General features: G+C 42.2%; 18 protein-coding genes and 2 pseudogenes. 7 read left to right on the top strand and 13 right to left on the bottom strand.

The window, feature by feature from the left end:
* Nucleotides 1–173 precede the first annotated feature (173 nt).
* The gene (locus tag C558_RS0104095; protein WP_018754960.1) at nt 174–545 is read right to left on the bottom strand and encodes a DUF779 domain-containing protein; all 372 of its coding nucleotides are present in this window, start codon (nt 543–545) and stop codon (nt 174–176) included.
* Between the two features lie 15 nt (nt 546–560).
* Entirely contained in the window at nt 561–2081 is a 1521-nt protein-coding gene (gene adh / locus C558_RS0104090; RefSeq protein ID WP_018754959.1) for an aldehyde dehydrogenase, read from the bottom strand.
* A 232-nt stretch (nt 2082–2313) separates the two neighbouring features.
* On the opposite strand from adh, the gene C558_RS34175 reads away from it, so the two are divergent.
* Nucleotides 2314–2535, top strand: a complete 222-nt coding sequence (locus C558_RS34175; protein ID WP_169445296.1) for a hypothetical protein — start codon at nt 2314–2316, stop codon at nt 2533–2535.
* A gap of 210 nt (nt 2536–2745) precedes the next feature.
* On the opposite strand, the gene C558_RS0104085 is transcribed toward C558_RS34175, so the two are convergent.
* The 6 genes from C558_RS0104085 to C558_RS0104055 form a co-directional block, all read right to left on the bottom strand.
* The gene (locus C558_RS0104085; RefSeq protein ID WP_245583725.1) at nt 2746–2892 is read right to left on the bottom strand and encodes a hypothetical protein; all 147 of its coding nucleotides are present in this window, start codon (nt 2890–2892) and stop codon (nt 2746–2748) included.
* 319 nt (nt 2893–3211) lie between these two features.
* The gene (locus C558_RS0104075; RefSeq protein WP_018754956.1) at nt 3212–4549 is read right to left on the bottom strand and encodes a GntT/GntP/DsdX family permease; all 1338 of its coding nucleotides are present in this window, start codon (nt 4547–4549) and stop codon (nt 3212–3214) included.
* 32 nt (nt 4550–4581) lie between these two features.
* The gene (locus tag C558_RS0104070; protein WP_018754955.1) at nt 4582–5934 is read right to left on the bottom strand and encodes a D-serine ammonia-lyase; all 1353 of its coding nucleotides are present in this window, start codon (nt 5932–5934) and stop codon (nt 4582–4584) included.
* Between the two features lie 54 nt (nt 5935–5988).
* On the bottom strand, nt 5989–6363 hold the full coding sequence (locus C558_RS0104065) for a RidA family protein (protein ID WP_018754954.1): 375 nt from the start codon (nt 6361–6363) through the stop codon (nt 5989–5991).
* A 282-nt stretch (nt 6364–6645) separates the two neighbouring features.
* The gene (locus C558_RS0104060; protein ID WP_018754953.1) at nt 6646–7200 is read right to left on the bottom strand and encodes a cupin domain-containing protein; all 555 of its coding nucleotides are present in this window, start codon (nt 7198–7200) and stop codon (nt 6646–6648) included.
* A gap of 230 nt (nt 7201–7430) precedes the next feature.
* A complete protein-coding gene (locus C558_RS0104055; RefSeq protein ID WP_018754952.1) occupies nt 7431–10052 on the bottom strand; it encodes a glycoside hydrolase family 3 protein in 2622 nt (873 codons plus the stop codon).
* A 286-nt stretch (nt 10053–10338) separates the two neighbouring features.
* Here C558_RS0104055 and C558_RS0104050 point away from each other — a divergent pair, with 286 nt between their 5' ends.
* Nucleotides 10339–11055: a glycosyltransferase family 2 protein gene (locus C558_RS0104050; RefSeq protein ID WP_018754951.1), complete on the top strand. Its 717-nt coding sequence runs from the start codon at nt 10339–10341 to the stop codon at nt 11053–11055.
* Nucleotides 11056–11327: 272 nt separating this feature from the next.
* On the opposite strand, the gene C558_RS0104045 is transcribed toward C558_RS0104050, so the two are convergent.
* A complete protein-coding gene (locus C558_RS0104045) occupies nt 11328–11858 on the bottom strand; it encodes a GNAT family N-acetyltransferase (RefSeq protein WP_018754950.1) in 531 nt (176 codons plus the stop codon).
* A gap of 151 nt (nt 11859–12009) precedes the next feature.
* Nucleotides 12010–12651 (bottom strand): FMN-dependent NADH-azoreductase, encoded by a 642-nt coding sequence (locus tag C558_RS0104040; RefSeq protein ID WP_018754949.1) that lies wholly within the window; start codon nt 12649–12651, stop codon nt 12010–12012.
* Nucleotides 12652–12877: 226 nt separating this feature from the next.
* On the opposite strand from C558_RS0104040, the gene C558_RS0104035 reads away from it, so the two are divergent.
* The 4 genes and pseudogenes from C558_RS0104035 (at nt 12878) to C558_RS0104020 (ending at nt 15919) form a co-directional block, all read left to right on the top strand.
* On the top strand, nt 12878–13384 hold the full coding sequence (locus C558_RS0104035; protein WP_018754948.1) for an RrF2 family transcriptional regulator: 507 nt from the start codon (nt 12878–12880) through the stop codon (nt 13382–13384).
* 1048 nt (nt 13385–14432) lie between these two features.
* Nucleotides 14433–14663: pseudogene (locus tag C558_RS0104030) on the top strand (MerR family transcriptional regulator); the annotation flags it as partial.
* A gap of 78 nt (nt 14664–14741) precedes the next feature.
* Nucleotides 14742–14867 (top strand): annotated as a pseudogene (locus tag C558_RS33595) (polyketide cyclase); the annotation flags it as partial.
* A 119-nt stretch (nt 14868–14986) separates the two neighbouring features.
* Nucleotides 14987–15919 (top strand): aldo/keto reductase, encoded by a 933-nt coding sequence (locus tag C558_RS0104020; protein WP_018754945.1) that lies wholly within the window; start codon nt 14987–14989, stop codon nt 15917–15919.
* Nucleotides 15920–16270: 351 nt separating this feature from the next.
* Here the strand turns inward: C558_RS0104020 and C558_RS0104015 are convergent, their stop codons facing one another.
* Nucleotides 16271–16495: a hypothetical protein gene (locus C558_RS0104015; RefSeq protein WP_018754944.1), complete on the bottom strand. Its 225-nt coding sequence runs from the start codon at nt 16493–16495 to the stop codon at nt 16271–16273.
* Nucleotides 16496–16690: 195 nt separating this feature from the next.
* Nucleotides 16691–17269, bottom strand: a complete 579-nt coding sequence (locus C558_RS32360; RefSeq protein WP_018754943.1) for a TetR/AcrR family transcriptional regulator — start codon at nt 17267–17269, stop codon at nt 16691–16693.
* 176 nt (nt 17270–17445) lie between these two features.
* On the opposite strand from C558_RS32360, the gene C558_RS0104005 reads away from it, so the two are divergent.
* Complete coding sequence (locus tag C558_RS0104005; protein ID WP_018754942.1) at nt 17446–18405, top strand: tetratricopeptide repeat protein; 960 nt, start codon at nt 17446–17448, stop codon at nt 18403–18405.
* Nucleotides 18406–19486: 1081 nt separating this feature from the next.
* On the opposite strand, the gene C558_RS0104000 is transcribed toward C558_RS0104005, so the two are convergent.
* Nucleotides 19487–20002, bottom strand: a complete 516-nt coding sequence (locus tag C558_RS0104000) for a DUF4188 domain-containing protein (RefSeq protein ID WP_018754941.1) — start codon at nt 20000–20002, stop codon at nt 19487–19489.
* Between the last annotated feature and the right edge of the window lie 433 nt (nt 20003–20435).

Here is a 20435-nt window from a genome sequence, read left to right as displayed (position 1 = left end):
GCAAAACTCGAAAATTAATAAAAACTATAAATATGATAGAAAACATACATGAAAAAAATACATTTTCTCTAAAAATACGTCTTCTTCACATAAAAAAGCCGCTCATTCCTATTGGGATCTGAGCGGTGGCGTTCATTTACGATTTGGATATCGTTTGTTTCAGCACATGTTCACTAAGAATCAATCAAACCCAACATTCGCCGTTCTTCCTCCGTGAATAACCTTGACCGCGTCAGAAATCGCTTGCCTTCCGGTCCTTCAAGGGAGAACATCCCCCCTCTGCCAGGCACAACGTCGATGATCAGCTGCGTATTTTTCCAATAGTCATATTGTGCTCTACTCATATAGAAAGGCGCTCCGCCAATGTCCCCCAGACATACATCGCTATCCCCGATGAGAAACTCCCCTTGTGCATAGCACATGGGAGAACTGCCGTCACAGCAGCCGCCAGACTGGTGGAACATGACGGGACCATACTTGGCTTTCACCGTCTCGATCAGTTCTAATGCAGCATTGGTAGCAATAACCTTGTTCACTTCTATCATCGAGAACCGCCGCTCTTAGAAGAATCCGAGTGCGTCAGGACTATAGCTTACGAGCAGGTTCTTGGTCTGCTGGTAATGGGAGAGCATCATTTTGTGATTCTCGCGCCCGATCCCCGAGTGTTTGTAGCCTCCGAATGCTGCATGAGCAGGGTACGCATGATAGCAATTCGTCCAGACCCGGCCAGCTTGAATGCTGCGGCCGAAGCGGTATGCTGTGTTCATGTCGCGCGTCCATACGCCTGCGCCAAGTCCGTAGAGCGTATCATTCGCGATGGCCAGTGCCTCTTCCTGATCCTTGAACGTCGTAACGGAGACAACCGGTCCGAAGATTTCCTCTTGGAAGATTCGCATCTTATTATGACCTTGAAGTACCGTAGGCTCGACATAATAACCGTCAGACAGTTCCCCATCCAGCGCAGCCCGGTTACCGCCGATAAGACACGTAGCACCTTCCTGCCGCCCGATATCGATATAGCTAAGAATCTTCTCGAGCTGCTCAGTTGAGGCCTGGGCCCCAATCATCGTATCCGTATCGAGTGGATTCCCCTGCTTGATGGCAGCGACCCGCTGGAGCGCTCTCTCCATAAATTGATCATAGAACGATTCCTGAATTAATGCTCGAGACGGGCATGTACACACCTCACCTTGATTCAAGGCGAACATCGTAAACCCTTCGAGTGCTTTATTGAAGAATGCATCGTCCCGCGCGAACACATCCTCGAAGAAAATGTTCGGAGACTTCCCACCCAGCTCCAAGGTCACCGGAATGATATTTTGCGATGCATACTGCATAATTAGGCGCCCTGTTGTCGTCTCACCGGTAAAGGCAATTTTCGAAATTCGACTGCTCGACGCGAGCGGCTTGCCTGCTTCAAGTCCAAAGCCGTTGACGATATTGACGACACCTGGGGGCAGTAAATCCTCAATCAGTTCCATCAGCACCAAGATCGATGCAGGCGTCTGCTCTGCTGGCTTCAAGACGACCGTATTGCCCGCAGCAAGTGCAGGGGCAAGCTTCCAAGTCGCCATGAGCAGTGGGAAGTTCCAAGGAATAATCTGCCCGACAACCCCTAGCGGCTCATTGAAATGATAGGCCACCGTATTGTCATCCAATTGACTAAGTGAACCCTCTTGCGCGCGAATACATCCTGCAAAATAACGAAAATGATCAATCGCGAGCGGCAGATCGGCATTGAGCGTCTCTCGAATCGGTTTGCCGTTGTCCCACGTCTCTGCAACCGCTAACATTTCTAAATTGGCTTCGATCCGATCGGCAATTTTATTCAGGATCACGGATCGCTCCTGAACGGACGTACGGCCCCATGCATCCTTCGCAGCATGCGCAGCATCCAGAGCCAACTCGATATCCTCAGAGGTAGAACGTGGAATCTCGCAGAATACGCGATGATTGACCGGCGATACATTCTCGAAGTATTCACCCTTCACAGGCGCCACCCACTGGCCTCCAATAAAATTCTCATACCTCTTCGCAAAAGTTATCTTTGCTCCTTGTTGTCCTGGTTGTGCATAAATCATCCTATTCAGCCTCCTCAATATCCTTTTCACATTACTGATGTATATAGGACAAGACCCGAATGTAGTACGAATTTATTGCTAAGCAATACTCTTCTCAACCCTTGAGCTGAGGTGTGAATCGTCCAATTTTGAAACGTGGTTCGTTGTACCTGACTGCGAAGAACAGATCTGAATAGTATATATCATCACAGAAGGGAGGAAACAATAATGCATAGATTCTGTCATTGCAAACATGAAAGACATCACGAAGAGTGTGAACACCACCACAAAAGACGCCGCCACCACAGAAAACACCGCGTTGTCAAAAGAATTACTGTTAGAGTTGAATTTATTAGAAAACACAACAGAAAACGTCGTTGTTTCTAAAAATTTACAATCAATAAAATGTAGTAACTATCACACTCCGACACGCCTATATCCATCATTTTCCAAAATATCTGAAGAGCCTTGTTAGCGCTTGCTGGCAAGGCTTTTTTTATGATTTTAGAGCTTCTTTTGAAAGTCCAAGCTCCCTATGAATTCGATAAATTGGTGAAGCACAAAATTAAACAAGCTGACTCCTGTCGAGTACAGGAATCAGCTTATAGACTAGGTGTTTTTATGATGCCCACTAAATGGGGTCTTGACCACTTTTTTAGGTGTCTTCTCTATCACCACTAACCGCCTAGCTAATGCTAGGTACCAAGATTTTACGTGCTACTCCGCTATTTAGCGCAGCCTTAGCAACGGCCTTACGGATTCTTTCTACCACACGTGTATCAAACGCATCCGGAATAATATAATTTTCATTCAAATCTGCTGGATCAATCACGGAAGAAATGGCTTCTGCAGCTGCAAGCTTCATCTCATCGGTAATATCCGTAGCCTCGGGGAAATTGTTTTAGGAATCGGTAGTTTATCAACGAATTTTTGCAGTTTTATTTTTACTGGCATATGCGTCAGGACCTCCACACGGTTAAATACCCTAAGAAAGCGTATGAACAACAGATGTCCCATTATGTTTATTTGTGGATCGCAAGTAACTAGGCATGAAAAAGGTACTTTAATTACATGCCGTTGGAAACATGTAATCTAAGTACCTTTTTACTTCTGTATCTCACCGTGACGAATGGCCAGGATGGTGATATTTATTAAATGACTAGATTTAAAAGTAGTATACCGCCTAGAGAAACAAATGATGCAATTAGGCAGGCTGCAGTGAAGCTCTTAAACATATCCGGTAACGATAATCCTAAATATTCTTTGACGAACCAGAAGCTCGAATCGTTGACATGGCACCAGCCAATCGCTCCGGAACCAATGGCGAGAACGATAATTTCCGGACTCACACCAGGATAAGCAGCCAGCATAGGTGCCACCATACCTGCAGTACTAATCATGGCCACCGTAGCGGAACCGATCGCAAGGTGCATGAGCCAAGCTATGAGCCAAGCAAGAATAACGATGTTCATATTTAGCGACATCAAAACCTTAGACAATTCATTACCTAACCCACTATCGACTAATATCTGATTAAATGCTCCACCGCCACCAATAATCAGCAAGATGCCGGCAATCGGTCCAAAACATTGTTCTGTAAGCGTTAACAGGTTTTTCATTTTTAAACCACGAGAAAGACCTAACGTATAATAAGCTACAAATACCGAAATGAGAAGTGCGATAATTGGATTGCCTAAGAAATTAACAATAGGCAATAACGCAGAATCTTTTGCGAGAAACATTGTACCAACCGTTTTTCCTACCATAATGATTAGAGGCAATAGGATCGTAAATAGGGTAATACCGAAGCCTGGAAGATTCTCAGATGGTGTTGCAGCACTCGGCTCTGATTCTTTTATTACCCCAGTCTTGCACTTCTTACTAATAAACTTGGCCCAGATTGGACCCGCTAAAATGGCCGTAGGCGTTCCTACAAGAAGGGCATACAGAATGACCTTCCCTACATCAGCCCCCAAAGTTGTAGTAATTGCAAACGCTGCCGGATGTGGAGGCACCATCGAGTGAACGACCATCAGCGATACGGCCAAAGGAATTCCTACACGGAGTAACGACATCTTAGCTTGTTTGGCAACGATGAAAACCAAGGGAAACAGTAAAACAAATCCTACTTCAAAAAATACGGGGATGCCGCAAATTAACCCGACAATTGTCATCGCCCAAGGAGCTCTTTTTTCTCCCATTGTTTCTAGTAAGGTTCGTGCAAGGCGCTCCGCGCCGCCGGATACTTCCAACATTTTACCTAAAATTGTACCAAAACCGATAACGGTGGCCAGAAAACCTAACGTTCCAGCCATACCGTTTTCAATGGAAGTAGCAATCTTAGGAAGAGGCATACCTGTAGCAATTCCCACAAATATACACACTATAATTAAGGATAGAAAGGGATGTATTTTAACTTTAAGAATGAGAAAGATGAGAATTGCTATAGATGCGGCTAATACTAGCATCATCATTGTTGCAGTGTCCATTGTCTTAACCTCTCCCTATACGATAGAGTAAATTAGCTGATTGCGCCTTTACGGTAGAAATCATCCATAACATCTTTCGGAACCATGCCGCCGCCAGTAGCCCAAAGAATGTGCGTGGCATTTTGCATCTTCTGTTCAAGGTGATTATTGTTCAAATAATCTTGTCCCATGGAAGAAGCGTTCAGTTGAACGGGTCCGATAAATCCTGCAACTGCCGATGGTTCTAAGAATATTCCTTCTGAATCGGCCAGCTTTCTAAGGATCCGATAGAGGCAATCGTCTTGAACCGTAAAGACACCGCTAATATCTTTCTCTAGTGCTTTGCCCACAAAACCTGACGGTCTCCCTACGGCAAGCCCATCTGCAGCAGTAATATTATCAACGCCAAATTCCTGAGCGGATACCTCGCTATGCTTACGTGTCATTAAACCTAGCAACATGGCCGGTGAATGGGTTGGCTCTGCATAGAAGCAATGAACATTGTCTCCAAATACGGTCCGCAATCCGAAAGTAATTCCGCCAGGAGCGCCGCCTACACCGCAAGGTAGATATACGAATAGAGGATGATCCTGATCGACTGGAATCAACATGTCGTTGAGTTGCTTTTGAAGCCGTTTAGCTGCTACGGCATAACCAAGGAATAACGTTTTAGAATTTTCATCATCAACGAAGTGGCTATTGGGATCTTCCTGTGATTGTTCTCTGCCTGCTTCTACTGCTTTCCCATAGTCGCTATTGTGTTCGACGACGATTGCGCCTTTTTGCCGTAATAAATCTTTTTTCCATTCTTTCGCGTCAGTAGACATATGCACAACAACTTTGAAGCCTAATTGGGCACTCATAATACCAATACTAAGACCTAGATTACCGGTTGATCCGACTACAATCGAATAATTCGAGAATAGCGTCCGGAATTTTTCATCTGCCAGAACGGAGTAGTCATCATTTATTGACAGCATGCCGTGTTTAAAGGCGATCTCTTCGGCCACTTTTAATATTTCGTAAATTCCTCCGCGAGCCTTTACAGAACCGGAGATAGGCAGGTGACTGTCACATTTAAGATATACATTTCCCGCTATTTCCTGATTGAACATTTCTGATAACTGCTGCTGCATTTTAGGGATGTTGACTAATTCAGATTCGATGATTCCGTTTTTTTCTTTGGTCTCCGGGAATACTGTTGCTAAATAAGGAGCGAAGCGAAGCAGTCGTTCTTCCGCATCTTCGATATCAGCGATGCCTATTTCCGTGTTAATAATTCGGTTGTTGCAGCTCTCAAGCTGCGGGTTTCCCCAGAAAACTTCCTCAGTATCAATGATTTTCTGCAGTTCCGGTAATTCATTTTTCCATTCTTCGATCGTTTTTCCAGCAATTAAGTTAGTCATGGTTACCTCCGTACTAAACTGGATATATTTTAAATCCAATAGGTTATTTTAATTTTATTTTTCTGCGATGAATTCGATTTCAACTTTGGCTCCCTTAGGAAGACCTGCAACCTGGAAGCAAGAACGTGCGGGTTTGCTAGACTTGAAATAAGAGCCGTAAATTTCATTCAGACAAGTAAAGTTGGCAAGATCGGTCACAAAAATAGTCGTTTTTACAATGTCCTCGAAATCGTATCCTGCTTCGTTCAAAATTGCAGCGATGTTCTCCATCACTTGTTTTGCCTGTATTGCAAAATCATTATTCATTTCACCTGTCTGGGGATCAATTCCAAGTTGACCAGATGCATACAAACGTGAAGCGCTTACAATTGCTTGCGAATAAGGTCCAATTGCAGCGGGTGCTTTATCAGTCATAATTGTTTGTTTCATAAAAATTCCATCTCCTTGTTTTGAGGCAACATTCCCATTAATATCTAATTGCAGTTCTAATTGCAGTGTATTAATATATGGGCACCTCCATTGTTAATGATATTTTCATCGGAAGTCTAAAAGTTAAATCAGATTTAATAAATTAACTATAGTTGAATATTAGCACTTCACGTTTATTTATTCAAGCGTAATATTTATCGATTTTTTTGGTAAAAAAAACCGCTTCCGTATTTACCAGTGTGAAATACACTTGTAAATACAGAAACGGTTTATGTTTGTAATCTAAAATGTCGGAGGCGTAATAGCAAAAATAACGGTTGCTTCTTGATCCGATTTATTTTCCCACTTATGTTGCATTCCAGGTGGTATTTTTACACTGTCCCCATGATATAAAGTCTCCACATCGTCCCCAATAAATAATACGACCTCACCCGCCAATACATAGGCAACTTCTTCACCAATATGTCTCATAGGTTTTTCGGCAGACTGGGATTCAGGCGGTAATTTCATGAGAACCATCTCGATTGAGCCGCTTAAATCCGGAGACAATAATGAATATTCCCAATTGTTCGATGATGGAATAATGACTTTTTTTCGGGAATTTGCTCGAGTAATTAAATTTTTGGTTGGCACAAATTCGGTAAACAAACTAAATAAAGGAATTTCTAACGCATCGGCAATTACACGCAGCGTGTTCAGTGACGGACTAGAAAGTCCTCTTTCAATTTGGCTTAACATGGATGACGTTACATTCGTTAATTCTGATACCTGTTTAATCGTATAATTCTTGCTTTTGCGAATTTTTGCGATTGTTATACCTAATTCTAGATTATCCATAATTCATCATACCTCTTAAAAATACCTCAAATTTAATTTATATGCCGTTCCTGAGCTAAATAGCCTATAAATATAAAGATATCATAAATCTTAGAAATATTAAAGTTTGGCTACTCTTATGTCAGCTTATGGGGAGATCGTTCCCTGCCAACGCATGAAAAGCATATGCGGCAAATGAACTCCCTCCCTAATTTCGGATCAGACCGGCAGTAATAACTCTTACAAATTTATTACCGAACGAAAAACTCTCCTGTCAGTGGAGCGTCGTCCGAGTTAGGTCCGACCATCACCTCAAATTTACCCGGTTCCACAACCCATTCATAGTTTCTGGTCAGTGTCCGGAGTTGTCGATAACCCAGCGTCAGCGTGATGCGCTTGGTTTCGCCTGGTTCAAGATGAATTCGCTTAAAGCCCGCGAGCTCCTTGCACGGTCTGACCGTGCTGCTGAATTCATCCCGGATATAGAGCTGGGCAACTTCCTCCCCTGCGACGGTTCCCGTATTGGTTACGCTAAACGATACGTTTACTTCCCCATCCGGAGCAATCTCCTGTGCGGAAATATCAATATCTGAATACGCAAATGTCGTGTAACTCAGGCCATACCCGAATGGGTACAACGGTAGCCAGTCCATTTCAACATATTTATGTCCGTAGAACGGTCTCCGATTATAGAATACAGGCAGCTGGCCTACTGATCTCGGGAAAGACATCGGAATGCGGCCAGCAGGATTGACATCTCCGAAAATTACCTCTGCCATGGCATTTCCGCCCTGCTCCCCAACAAACCATGCCTCTACAATCGCGTGCAGATGCTCTGCCTCCCATGTGATCGACATCGGACGTCCATTTTGGAGGACGAGAACAACAGGCGTTCCTGTCTCATAAATTTTCTTGACGAGTTCAAGTTGTCTTCCCGGAAGATTCAGGTCCGCTCGGTCTAGGTTTTCTCCACTAGTCTGCTCATTGTCACCCACCGCAACGATGGCAACATCCGCCTCTTGCGCCGCTCTCACCGCTGCGTCCATATCGTTGTTGCCAAGGCTGTAACCGAGGATGACCCTTACGCCACGTGAATCGTTGAGATACTCAACCTTAACGTCGTACTCCTCGCCTTGGACGAATTGGAACGCCACCATTTGATTGGCGTCATGCTCTCCCCAACCGTCAACAATCAACTTGCCATCTACCCACAGACGCATGCTGTCCATGCTGCTGAGTCCAATGTAACCATCCACGGTAGCGTCCGGTTTAATTTTGCCTGTCCAGCGAACGGTAAAGTTGTCCGCGTTGACGCCGTCAGCAGGTTTGGTGTAAATCCAGTTGAAGTTGATCAGCCGGTCATTCCGCACGCAAGCAGGTTCTCCCTCGAACGAAAGAGAGTTGTAGTATTCACCCAACAGCCCATCGTTGCCGGCATGGTCCTTGAGCCATTTGTCAGGTAACGGCATAAGGTCGGACTCCAGAATCTCGCATCCTTTGGCATAGATCACTTCGGACTTGTCCGAAACGATGTTTTTGATACCCTGCAAAAGTGTAACAGCATGCTCAGGCACCACAGGACTGCTGTAATCTCCGTAACGGGGAACATCGGCGCTTGGTCCGATCACTGCAATCTTGCCGATGTCTTTTTTGAGGGGGAGCGTATTTTTGCTGTTTTTCAACAGGCTGATCGACTTTCTTGCAACTTCGAGTGCCGTCTGCACGTGCTCCTCACAGTGGACAACTTTCGAAGAAAGTTCGATATCCGTATATGAATTTTCAAAGAGCCCTACTGCAAATTTAACGGTAAGGACCCGTCCTGCGGCTGTGTCTACAACCTTCTCGTCCACCTCACCTGATTTTACAAGGTCAATGATGCTGTCCTGGTATATATCATGCGGAAAGTCGTAAAGCTGCATATCAACGCCGGCTTCAAGGCCCATTTTGATCGCTTCCCGTTTGCTCTCGGCAACATAGTGACAAGTATGCAGCATGGAGACAGCCGTCATGTCCGCTCTTACGAAGCCCTTCATGCCCCACTGGTCGCGGAGTACACCGGTAAGCAGCGAATGGTCGCTAGCCACAGGCGTGCCGTCAATGGAGTTATAGGAACACATCGTATTCATGGCACCCGCTTGGAAAGCAGCCTCAAATACAGGCAGACAGAAAGCTGCATTATCATGATGCCCCATCATGGCCGGAGCACAATTGTGTCCTCCCCTAGGTGCACCGTATCCTGTAAAGTGTTTTGGTTCCGAAACCACGGCATCGGGTCTTGTGAGGTCATCTGTTTGAAGCCCTCTTACCATGTTCTCCGCGAACAGAGACCCTAGATAGGGATCCTCTCCGTATCCTTCTTCCACTCGTCCCCATCGGATTTCCCTGGCAAGGTCGAGAACCGGTGCCCAAACCTCATGGATACCAAAGCTGCGCGCCTCGGAAGCGATGACTCTCGCTTGTTTATAGCCGAGTTCAGGCTCAAATGTTGATGCAAGTGCAACCTGTTGAGGGAGCACAGTACAGCCTCTCCATCCAAAACCGTGAAGTCCCTCTTCGCTGAAGAGTACCGGAATCCCCCATCTTGTATTTTGGATGATATACTCCTGAATTTTATTGGCTGTCTCTGCTTTGGAATTTCGGTTTTGGATGCATCCGATTCCAATGCCGGCAGATACCTTTTCCATTTTTTCGTAGTTAAGCGCATCTGCATTTAAGCCTTCTACGGAATCGGAAATTTCATTTCCCGAATAAATATCAAGCTGTCTTACCTTCTCTTCAAGTGACATTCTCGATATAAGGTCCGCAACTCTCTCTTCAATAGGCAAGCTTGCATTCATATAAGGGTAGTGTTGTAAGTCTTTTCTTGTGCTCATCGTTATCTCCTTTTATCTTTCTAAGTGCTTGACACTTTATTTTCATGATTTCGGTAACATTATACTTTCATGAGAACCACTTTGTCTATCGAATGAACAAAGTTAATAGAATTTATTTTTTCTACTCAAACTCAATAGTCGGGCGCCGGACATTTGTCTCATTTTATGAAGTAGAAAAATGTGCCGTCGCGTTCGTTAGAATACTTTTTATATACAGGAACAAACAAACAGGCATCTTTATGTGGTTGGTCATATACCGTTATGGATGGACTTGGAGGTGAGGGAGATGCACCAGGCTTCTAACGGGTTACAAGGGGTATCTATTATAACAAGCACTAATCGCCCACATTTCTTCAGTAATATTCTTAAAAATTACAAGGCTCAGCTTTACCCGGTAAAAGAACTGATTATTATCTTGAATAAAGATAGCATGAAATTAGCGGAATACCGAAAAATGACTCAGCAATATAAAAATGTCTCCGTCTATAAGATTGCCGAAAAAGAATCTTTAGGTCGTTGCCTTAATTATGCTGTAAGTAAAACGAAATACCCGTTTATCTCAAAATTTGATGATGACGATTTCTATTCACCTTTTTATTTAACCGGACAAATGAAGGCTTTACACCAATCAAACGCTGATGTTGTGGGAAAACGGGCATATTTAGCGTATCTTGAAGCAAGAAAGGTGCTCATCCTTCGCTTTCCCAAGCAACAGAATAAGTTCGTTCGTTTCGTTGCGGGAGGGACCATCTTATTTAGAAGAAGTGTTTTTGACCACGTACGATATCCCCATGTGTCATTAGGAGAAGACGTCTCATTTTTAAGTAGATGTCGGGCTAAAGGGTATAGAATATATGCGCCTAATCCGTATAATTATGTGCAAATTCGAAGAAAAAATAAAGAATCTCATACATGGAAAGGGAGTGATAACTATTTACAAAAGGGGGGGCACATTATTGCGAAAACAGATCAATTCAGGAAAATTGCTACACGACGGGATTAAAAAGTGAGTAGCAAGTCGATAACCGCTGTTCGATGGACAGGTTCAAGCGCGGCGGCGGCGCACGCTATTTTATAAATGAGCTATGTTATTCTGCCCGTTCGCACAACGCGGCTGCCGATCATGCCGGCAGCCGCATTTTAGTCTTTTATTAAGCTATAGTGTCCCGTTAGTTCAATGAAATTATCTTTTGTAATAACCCAAAACTGCCGCTATGGTAAAGTATAAACGTTCCAAGCTATGCTACTTACAATCAAAATAGGCAGAAAATCAAATCAATCTGATATTAATTTGGAATAGATATTGAGATCATTAAACTTTTCTTCTACTCTTTCATATTGTCTAAGTGTTCCTTCAAACGTAAAGTTGAGTTTTTGTAAAAGCTTTATAGAATTCACGTTTTCGGGGTCAACCTTTGCTTCGATTCGATTCAGCTTTAAAGATGAGAATGCGTGATCTAACAAAGCACAGATAGCTTCTGAAGCGTATCCTCTTCCCCAAAATGATTTAGCAATGTCATATCCAATTTCTGCTTTTTCATTTTCAAAATCAAAGGAATTATAACCACAAGAACCTATAATTTCATTGGACTCTTTTTTTATTATGGAGAAACGAATAGCCTTACTGTCTCGAGAAAGATCATCAAGAAGATTAATCATCTCTTTTGCTTGATTTTCATCAGTGAAACGACTAACATTCATAAATTTAGTAACATCTGGATCAGACCAAATTTTAAACAAACTAGACGAATCCGATACCTTCATTTTTCTCAAATGTAAACGTTCTGTGTGTAACTCTGTAATCAATACTTTTACCTCCATTATCTTTTAATGTCAGGTTAGGATATTGACATCTGCGCATAGTTCAGTCCCTTCATTTTTGAAGTTAGTTTCATTATACGAGAGCTTATAGGATTTATCTACGATCGGCTTTTGTTGTTAAACTTTTCCATTAGCCTTAATTCACTGCTAATTTTGAAGCGGCTTCTTCAGCTTCTTTATAAGCTTTTTTTAATACTTCATCTCTATCCAGTTTATCAGTACCTTGCACTCGAAGAATTTGATAATCTTCAATACCAAAAAAATTGAACATCGACTTCAAGTATTTATGCGAATATTCAACTTCTGTATACCAGTCATTATTGGTATAGATTGCCCCACTTCCTTGTATCACAAACATACTTCTTCCATCTTTAAGAAGACCAACTGATCCCGTTTCTGTATATTTGAAGGTCTCCCTTGCGATCATAATATTATCCATATAATCCTTTAACTTTGATGGCACATTAAAGTTATGCACTGGATAAACAATTACATACTTGTTTGCACTTTTAAATTGTTTTAATACATCATTCATACGCTCTGTTACTTCTTGTTCTCGACTTGTTAGTTCTTGACCTGTTTTTAATTTTCCCCATGCACTTAAAACAGTTTGATCTATCATTGGTACTACGTCCTTGTACAAGTTAATTTGTTCAATAACTTCATCATTAGAATGCTTCTCCTTATAAATTTTCATAAAGTAATTAAATACATTTAGACTAAATGAAGAGGTGGAATCGACTTCTGGATGTGCATTAATGACAAGCAGTTTGCTCATTGGATGTTTTCTCCTTTAAATTTAATTTACTTAATCTTAATTATCGATACTATTAATCGTCGATAAATTAAATCGACGATTAATACAATAGACAATATAAAGGTTTCATAGCCTTTTGTCAAACTCTATAGATTCTAAAGTTAGTTTTTGCTAATTTACACAAAAACATTTAGGGCTTATAATAATTGTTTTGATAGCCTTTTACAATGAAAGCAGGTGAGTCTATATGCAGTATAGTGTTATGGTTGAATATGCGTTGCATAGCCTTGTTTATTTAATAGACGTACCCGAAGAGGATAGTATTGGAATAAAAGACCTTTCAGAATTTCAAGGGCTTTCAGAAACATATCTCTCAAAAGTTTTTGGTAAATTATCAAAGGCTGGTATCGTGAGTTCGACACCTGGTGTAAAAGGTGGTTATAAATTAGCTAAGTCCCCCGATGAAATTTCTTTTTGGGATGTAATAGAAGCAGTTGAAGGAGTAAAACCTATTTTTCAATGTAAAAATGTTTTGAAAAATAATCTTATGCATTTAGATAAAGAATACTCTTCCTGTGCTTCCGCCAATTCTTCTTGTACGATTAACTTAACTATGCTTGAGGCAGAAGAATATATGCGTGAGTTTCTTCGTAATAAGACCCTTGCATGGTTAAATGATGAACTTAATCACGTTTTACCTGAAAAATTGCGGACAGATAGCCGAGAATACTTTATAAGTAAAAACTCAAACTAACTCATTTTAAAAACGTAATTATTAATATAAACAAAGCCCTGAAAATCTTCTGCAAATTTTCAGGGCTTTATATATTTATTATCAGTTACCAACCTCGACATCCGAAATTTTCGGATTATCGGATAGGAAACATGAATAATTTTATGATTGAAAAGGGTGGCTGGAGAAGCATCCACAATCAGTAGATTACAAAGCATTAGTAAAATCTTGAAAGCGCCGACCTCCTTTTCAAAAGTGTCTATCTTCCGGGTGATACGAGCATAGTTTTATTTTCTGATATCTACAGGAACCGATATTTTCTTGTTGTAGATCTTAATATATTGATATCCCTCTCAACGTTTCCCATCCAATTTGAATAACTGATTCAAAATACGGCATCGAATCGCATAAAACGAAGAAATCCTCTATTATGAGGGTTTCTTCGTTTTATGCACATGATGGTTTAATCCTATTGTCAATACCGACTCGCAGCCTGACACTCTGGAAATTTAGTGATGCAATGATGCAATGAGGCATTGAATATGTCCACAGTCACTGATCGAACCTCTAGACATATCTAGTTATCTTCTACCATTTCTTAATCGAAAATAAGTTCGATTTGTTCCACTATCCTGCCCGTTAGTTTAAAAAAGCAGCCGATCAATGAGGGTTATAACCTGTCTGAATATCGTAAATTCCTTGGCATCTCGCTCTGGTACAGCAATGCGGGATATTTCAGCTTTAAGAAGCTAAGGTGCCTTTAGCTCCTCCTCAGACCGGAATCTACCGTATACATTGTTATAAATGCTTCGGAACGAGGCTGTTCAGTCTAAGACTTTATATTTCAGTCCACAACATTATTATCACAAAACTTTATTATTTGCGGACAGTTCATCCACCATACATGCATGAGGACGAGCATTCTGCATCGGAATAAAGAATTCTCTTACCTCACCCTATTATCATGCAAAAGTTTAAAATTTTCTATTTTCTACTTGAAACTATCGTAACGTAATGGTTTACGCTATGGATACCGGTAAAAACCTCGCGCGAAAGAAAGGGGATGATCATGAAACGGGAGTGGAAAGTTGGAGAACTTGCAAAATTAGCAAGATTAACGGTTCGAACATTGCGATACTACGACCAGATCGGTTTGTTCTTTCCATCCGGTCATACTGACTCCGGACACAGGATCTATACAGGATCCGATATTGCGCAGCTGCAGCAAGTTCTGTCATTGAAGGAGCTCGGCTTGTCGTTGGATCAGGTCAAATCCGTTATTGACGGCAATCATTTCACTCTGTTCAGACCATCCCAGTGGAGGACAAAATAAACCATGAAAGAACGATCTGTAAAGTACTCTACCTTGCAGTCAGGCGACGGCACTCAACTCATCTATACCGAACAAGGAGCCTTTTTCGATGGTCACGATACACCAGGACAGCGAGAGCACGGCACAAAATTTATGTTAGATAAGTTGGGCTTGGAGCTGCAGAACGAATGAAGAAAGTCTTGCATGATCACCGGCACACGTGAAGCCTTTACCAGCGGGATGCACGCCGTTGCGGCAGCCAGTGGCGCTAAACGTACGCTAAGCTTAAAAATGAGAGGGAGTTGAAGCGAATGACGAAACAAACACGAATTGGCAAAACAGATTTAGTTGTCAATCCAATCGGACTTGGAACAAGCGCTGTAGGTGGGCACAATATTTTTCCTAATTTAAATGAAGAAGTAGGAAAAGATTGTCTATGGGCTGCGATCAACCATGGAGTGAATTTTTTTGATACAGCGTTTTTTTATGGAACAGGACGTTCAGAGGAGCTAGTAGGTGAAGCGATAAAAGAATCAGGGAAACGTCATGAATTCATCCTTGCAACAAAAGGCGGCCTTACACTTGCCGGCAATGATATTGCCATGGATAATTCGCCTGCTTTTTTGAAACAAGCCGTTGAAGGTAGTTTGAAAAGGCTGCAAACAGATTACATAGATTTATTTTATATTCATGTTCCAGATCAGGATACACCAAAAGATGAGGCGGTTGGAGTCTTAAAACAGCTGAAGGACGAAGGTAAAATTAGAGCAATTGGCGTTTCCAACTTCTCACTTGAACAATTGAAAGAAGCAAATAAAGATGGTTATGTCGATGTATTACAGGGAAACTACAATTTGCTGCAGCGTGAAGCGGAACAAGAATTCTTTCCATATACGACAGAGAATAATATCTCGTTTATTCCATACTTTCCGCTAGCATCAGGCATACTGGCTGGTAAATACAATAAAGATATGACATTCAATGATCTACGCAAAGATATGCCTCTATTCCAGGGCGATGTATTTAAAAAAAATCTAGAAAAGGTAGAGCAGCTCCGTAAAATTGCAAATGAAAAAAATGCCGAAGTTGCTCATGTAGTCCTTGCTTGGTATTTAAGGCATGATTCAATTGGTGTTGTCATTCCCGGAGCAAAAAGAGCAGAGCAAGTGCTGGATAATTTAAAAACATTAGACGTCCACCTGACAGAAGAAGAAATCAACGAAATTGATCGTATTTTTAAATAGGTTCCTGTGGCGAACACATTCATGCCGATCCCCAAATTGCTTGGGTTTCCGTAGCAATTTGGCTTGGACATCCAAGCTCTCACCAAAATCATTTCCTCTCTTTCAACGAACAATATTAAATCAGAGCTTTACACTGTCCAATACCAATCAATTCCTTAAATGATTAGACTATAGACACCCCGTAATTAAATCCTGAGACTGCCCGTTAGCTTAATAGGCTGCCATTATTATGGCAGCCTGTTGGAAATTGAACTATCGTTTCCGTTGAGTAATAAATATCCGTGAAAAGTCAGAATCTTAAGCAGGGGAACTTCATTCAGCGGCAGCCACAATGTTATGGTTGTTGAGCTCTTAATCCTGGGATGGATCCTCATCCATGCCGACGGCTGTATCAAATACACTATCCTGCGGAACGCTCGTTAGATCTAGCTTTTGCTTCACCTGGTCATTGATATTCCCATACCAGGCCTCAAAGGAGTCATCCAACTGCTCCTCTCGATTACGATCCTCGTTCACATCCGAATCAACTTCGACTTTATTACCTAATACCCCATAGTCGTCTTTGGGATGGGTCATATTTTACTTCAGCTCCTTCGTATACGGATTGAATTACAATTCCCTATAAAACCAATTTTATACATGGTATATTGCTTTTCCAGCTTCGACGAATAAATTACTGTAAATCAATCTTTTTTCAGTAACGTTGCACCGTTATCAAGCAAGTGACGGATATTTCGTCCTATTGGTTGAGTATATTCCATTCCTTACACCTTACAATTCATTATTATAACCTGCAGTTACTATAACAGAACATATGACATCCGCCATCTGCTCCGCTGACATGGTAATGATTTCACGACTCCACTGGGTAGCAGCTCCAAAAATTGCCCAGCCGACTATATGTGCCTTCGCGTGCGACTCCTTGGAGGAATCTGAGCTTTCCGATCCTATCAAACAGGCAAGATAGAAGGTTAACTCATCACGAATGGCATTTTCAAGTAGCGCTGACGGAATCCGTGACGAGGGTTGCCGATGGCGGTACTTCTCTTCAAAGCAGTTCAACACCGTCAAGACAATGAGCCGTAAAGTTCCCCTCTCCCACCGCGGCTGGTGCGGAACCGCATCTCGCAGCATTTTTTTGAAAGTATCACGGACGATTTCATCCAGCAGCATGTATTTATCATTGTAATGAAGATAGAAGGTGCCGCGATTCACGTTTGCCCGATCAGCTATGTCCTGAATGTTCATGGAATCGAAGCCCTTTTCCCTTATTACTTCAATGAAGCCCCTCCTTAGCAACTCGCGCGTACGCTGTATTCGCCGATCCTCTTTCCTTGTTACATCCACCATGGAGGCCTCCTTTTTTCCATTCCGGTTCACACTTTTCTACTGAGTCCTTTTTTCAACAATTTCTCGTTTTTGTTCACTAAAAGACACGCAAGATCGTTTGATTATTGCCCGACGGGTCCACTGTTCTTACTATGAATAGTAGTTCGATTCAATGTTATTTAAAAGGAGAATGTGTAATGAAGCAGCCAATGGAAAAGCCATTTGACGTCGCTGTGGATTCACTTAGCGATATCGCACGAAGTTATCATTATGCCGGAAATTCATCACTCGCATTAAAAGTACTGCACGCTTCGATCCAGTTGCCCGAGCTAAGCGATACTCATCTGCTCAAGTTACTGCTTATGGAGGGTAAGATTCGTGTTTTCGAATATTTATCTACAAACCACAACCCTGAGCTTATGTTTGCTACTTTGCGAAAGACCAGGCAGCTTACCGAGGAGGTCCAAGACCGCAAGCGGGCTGCGGATTCCTTAAGTTTGCTTGGAATCGCTCATTATTTTGCCGATTTGAACGCGAGTGCGTCCGTAGTAGGTACACAGGAGAAGTATAAGGAAGCACTGGACTATCAGCAACAGGCGTTACAGATTCGGGATGAATTAGGGGATTCGAGGGGGATCAGTGAATCCCTTTTTCATATTGGAACGGTGTTCGAGCGGTGGCAAGAGATTGAAAAAGCATTGCATTTCTATACCCAAGCTTTCGAAATTGCCGACCTTTCCGGTCATATATTCGAGAAATCGGAACCCGTCCGACACTTTGCCTACAATGCCTTGATCAAAGGCGACTTGGACCAAGCTTTGTACCAGGCCCAGCTAGCACTGGAGTTACGCCAACAGTCTGGGTTCATGCCCTATCAGCCACTTGACCATTTATTGTTAAGCGATATTTATCTTAAGAGGGTAGACTTAGAAAATGCCCAACTTCATGCAGATAAGGCGCTTGCGCTTGCTAATAAAATGGGATATCAAAGATATGTCTCCTCTTCCCTGCTGACTCTCGGGGATATCATGGCATCTCGACAAGAAACGGTAGAAGCGGTTAGTGCTTATGAAGAAGCGCTTCGTTTGGCGCAAGATCTTCAAATCCCTCTGCTCGTTACAAGAGCCATGGAGCGTCTCGGATTGGGAGAATCATAGAGGAAGAAGCATAGGCTCCCTGATCCATCCAACTATCCTTCCCGTTAGAAATTAAATCGTTGAACAAGATAATTAGCCTTAGTTTTTTCGGAGTTTTAAAATCGAAAAAATTGATATGACAAGACCAAGGAATAAGAACAATAACCATGCGTCGTAAGTAATTACTAATACTAATTCCTACATATTTGTCGGGCCTGAATTAGGGCCATCGCTATACGGATAGGCATATACAGATGGAATAGCAGAATAAACAATGAAGGTAACTCCAACTAACAGAGAGATAAGAAATGACGCTCTTTTCATATACAACCACTCCTTTGTCCAATTTACCAAAGTATAAATTAACTTTATATTCCATTTTAGCACAATCCATTCCATTGAACATGACTGCCCGTTAGCGGAATAAAGGGCTGCCACTCGGCAGCCCTTTTGGTACTGAACTATCGTGTCCCGTTAGCTTAACAATATGTAGGGCACATCATTGTTTTGTTTTAGCTGGAAACTGAATTTGTTTGAAAATAGTATCAACCACCCATAAGCCTGCTGAGGCAATAAAAACCGAGTAACCCAGAACACTGGCATACTTAAATTCGGGTTCGCTAAGAGAATACAAAAATACAATAATTTCCGCTCACAAAAGATGTAAACTTAACCCGACTAACATTCCGAGTATTTTCCCTTTCACTTTCAAGACAATAATGTCTGAAATAACAGAGCAAGGTAAGCCAATTATTGAGAAACCGATCGCAGTGTACAAAAAATAGATGGAAAACGGGGCATAACCATGAATTCTAACGAGAATAATCGAAAGAATTGCTGCCATGAGTATACTGGATATCAACTTCCTGCCAATCCAAACTTTTGTGACTATTGTGAATTCCCCCTTCATGAACCGTTGAGCATTGTTATTCAATAGTATACTTTTAATATCTTTTGAAACTGAATAATTGTCCTTTATTCATGTGATAAACTGTTTCTTTAAAGACTTCAGGCTTTATCCTCTTTATATACAAATCGTTCCAATAATAAAGACGTAAAAAATATGTAATAGTTACGTAATCCTGCCCGTTAGCGCAATGATCTACGACGATTTTTGAGGATTTTCCGGAGTCGGCACGGCGGGCTCATTTTCCCCTCCCATACGGCGGCGCGACGTCTCCATTTTGCCAACAGCCGGAATGTGATCCGACACCTTCGCAAGCCCAAACATCGGCATATTGCCGTATACGCACTCATACTCGTCTGCTCGTATCTTATAGGTTTCATGGTAGATTCCGACTGTTCCATCCGTTCCGACCTTGCGATTGAAATTTCGCCAAGCGGTAAGATGCTGCCCTCCGCGGGCATACGCCTCCAGTTGCTCATACGAATCCCAATATTGGAGCAGATGGACGCTGCGCCAGCCCAGCATGAACTCCGTGCCACGGAAGCCGAGCTTGCGATTGGTGTAAAGTTCCCGCAGCATGGGTCCCATTGCAAGAAATACCGGGAGCCATTTATGTACAGCCCAGAGCCGATTGACGCGCATGCCGATTAGGAAAACGACGAAATCCCCCTCCTTACGAGCTGTGTATCTTCCCGGTATTACTTTCGCCATTGTGATTCATCTCCCTCAACATTTCGTTATTAATTAATAAAAAGGATTAATTCTTTTTTATATTTCGCAACCTTCAAACGGCATTTATTTCCTTATAATACCATATTATACTGCCCGGTAGCGCAACAAGGCTGCCATTTGAGCTGGCAGCCTTGTCATTGTTAATTATTGTTGAACTATCGTTTCCCATTAGCTTAATCATTTTTCCGTATACCGCAGATTTTGATCCTTTACGTCTAAAGCCATTACAAATTAAAATGGAGGAAGCATTTAAAAGCCCCTCCATTTACTGAACAAAATAATTAGTCCTTTTTTTGAGTCAACTCAATGATCTTTATTAGGAGCGTGAGCAATGCAAGGATCTCCAGAAAGCTCATGCTATCTCCTCCGATCCTGATAAGATGACTCTTCATCCGGACCTCCCTCTCCCATG

The organism is Paenibacillus terrigena DSM 21567 (assembly GCF_000374845.1).
GTDB classification, from domain to species: domain Bacteria; phylum Bacillota; class Bacilli; order Paenibacillales; family Paenibacillaceae; genus Paenibacillus_K; species Paenibacillus_K terrigena.
Note: the sequence above shows the minus strand (reverse complement) of the source record. Positions and strands in the feature narration are given on the sequence as shown.